This window comes from Paenibacillus oryzisoli (assembly GCF_050467285.1).
Taxonomy (GTDB): domain Bacteria; phylum Bacillota; class Bacilli; order Paenibacillales; family NBRC-103111; genus Paenibacillus_E; species Paenibacillus_E oryzisoli_A.
Map to the genome: position 1 here is coordinate 1 of NZ_JBCMUN010000033.1, position 2,191 is coordinate 2,191.

Here is a 2,191-nt window from a genome sequence, read left to right on the forward strand (position 1 = left end):
AGTAGAGTAAGACGGGGGATTACTCCCCCGGACTCCTCATCAAACCGTGCATGCGGATTTCCCGCACACGGCTTTCCTTCGTCAGTTCCCCATCTTCAGGAGTGAGTCATCTTCACCCGTCGCCGGGTTGCGTATTTCACACCTGAATTAGAAACATGTGGTGAGTAAACTTGTTAGAAATACCATCCCTGCTACTTCCAACACTTGATTTGGAATAAGCGAGTTCGAAACCGTGGACTTCTTTTTCCGTAAGAAAGCTCTTACTCTCATCCGTGTCCATTCGTCCAGGCGTTGAAACTTCTTCTTTACGTTTCCAATCCCAAAATAATTACCAAACCCGCGTGAGACTTCATTTAGCTTCTTCATCATTCCTTCAAGGTTGCCGCCTTGTTGCCTTCGGGTGATCTTGCGGATTCTATCTTTGTACTTCTTCACTTTTTCATCCGGCAAGATGAGATATTTCTTCCAAAAATCGAATCCCAGAAAACGGAATCCTTCATCGAAATGCACCACTTTCGTTTTCTCCGGATGCATTCTTAGCTGAAGTTCCCCTTCTAAGATGAATTTTGCCGCTTTGTATGCTTCTTCTGCTTGTTCCTTTGTTTGACAAAGGATGACCGCATCGTCTGCATACCTAACTACAGCAAAACCCTTCTCCTTCATCCCCCAGTCGAAATGATTCAGATATAGATTCGCAAGTAATGGACTGATGACCCCACCTTGCGCAGACCCGACTACCGTTTCATGGAACTGATCATCTTCCATGACTCCTGCGGTAAGCCATCCGCGAATGAGCTTCAGCACTTTACCATCGGTTATTCGTTCACGAACCTTTTCCATCAACAGTTCATGCGGAATTTCATCGAAAAAGGACATAATGTCGAGGTCTACCACATAGTCGTATCCGCCGCGCCTTGCTCGTCGAATCGTATTTATAGCTTGGTGTGCGGAGTATCCGGGCCTGAAGCCGAAGCTGTAGTAGTAAAAGTCTTGCTCAAAGATCGGTTCGATGATTTGACGTACAGCCTGCTGGCATACGCGATCTCGGATTGTCGGAATGCCTAATGGTCTTAACTTTCCGTTTTCCTTCTCGATGAAATGTCGCCTTACAGGATCGGGTTTGTACCGATCTTGTTGCAGTAACCTTTGGATTTCTTTCAGGTTAATGGCGATGCTCTTCTCGAACATCGCGATGCTTACCCCATCGACTCCGCCGCTTCCTTGATTCTTCTTAACTAACAGCCATGCTTCGTTTAGATTATTCATTTGGTATACTTTGTCGATCAAAGAATAGTATTTTCGTTTCGATTTCATTGGTGTTTCACCACCTTTGCCGCTACTCACCAAGCTGATCTTGTTCGCGCTACAAAGACCGATTCCTTGCTTGTTCCATCTCTTGCAACCGCGTGTTAGAAAAAAAAACTCAATCGCTCCTGTTGCCTAAGATGTACTCAGGTCGCCAGTATACCTCTATCCCCAAGCGCTGTCTCGCTCTCGGCGGGACGCACCCTCTTGGTCATACCCTCTTCTGGATTAAGGCGCTTACGATCTCCACTCACTAGAACTCACACGCTTTGACGAAGCACGTTCCCTTTGCCTCTGTCTTCCCTCTTTTGAAGTGGAAGCAGGTTATGCGACTCGCAGTTTTCCAAGCATACAACCGCTTCAAAAAAAAATCCGCGCATACTCATCCGGGTTTTCTCCTCCAGACTGTTACCAGCTTTCATCGGCCCAGACTTAATCGCTACTACGGAACGATCCGCCATCTCGCAGCTCATCGATTTGGCTTTCCCCTTCGGGTTATACCTCTCCTACCTCACACCGCGTTTACGAGGAGGAAACTACGAGACTTCCCTCAGTTATCTGCACATTCTATTCCATCCATCCTGACCCTAATCACGTCGATGAGTCTTGCAGGTCATATCCCTTTCGTGCTTTCCTGCAAGCTATGCACTTTCGCATAGATTTCCTCGTTTTTCAGGCGAGTCACCCTGCATCGCCGCCACCTCTGGTTCACCGTATTCCGGGCTGGACTTTGCCTGCAGACCCTTCGGATTCCCCTTCGCAGGAGACACCCTGTCAATCCTTCTTCTTAATAAAGCTAGGACCTCTACTTCGGCTACGGCACTTTAAAGGGTAAAGTTACCGAGTGGATTTGAACCACTTAGATTGTGCGACTGTGAGGCGCACT

1 protein-coding gene is annotated in these 2,191 nt (G+C 47.5%); it reads right to left on the bottom strand.

Annotation, left to right across the window (positions count from 1 at the left end; all coding sequences use genetic code 11):
- Nucleotides 1-147: 147 nt before the first annotated feature.
- A complete protein-coding gene (gene ltrA / locus ABE504_RS31970; RefSeq protein WP_430096660.1) occupies nucleotides 148-1,314 on the bottom strand; it encodes a group II intron reverse transcriptase/maturase in 1,167 nt (388 codons plus the stop codon).
- Nucleotides 1,315-2,191 lie beyond the last annotated feature (877 nt).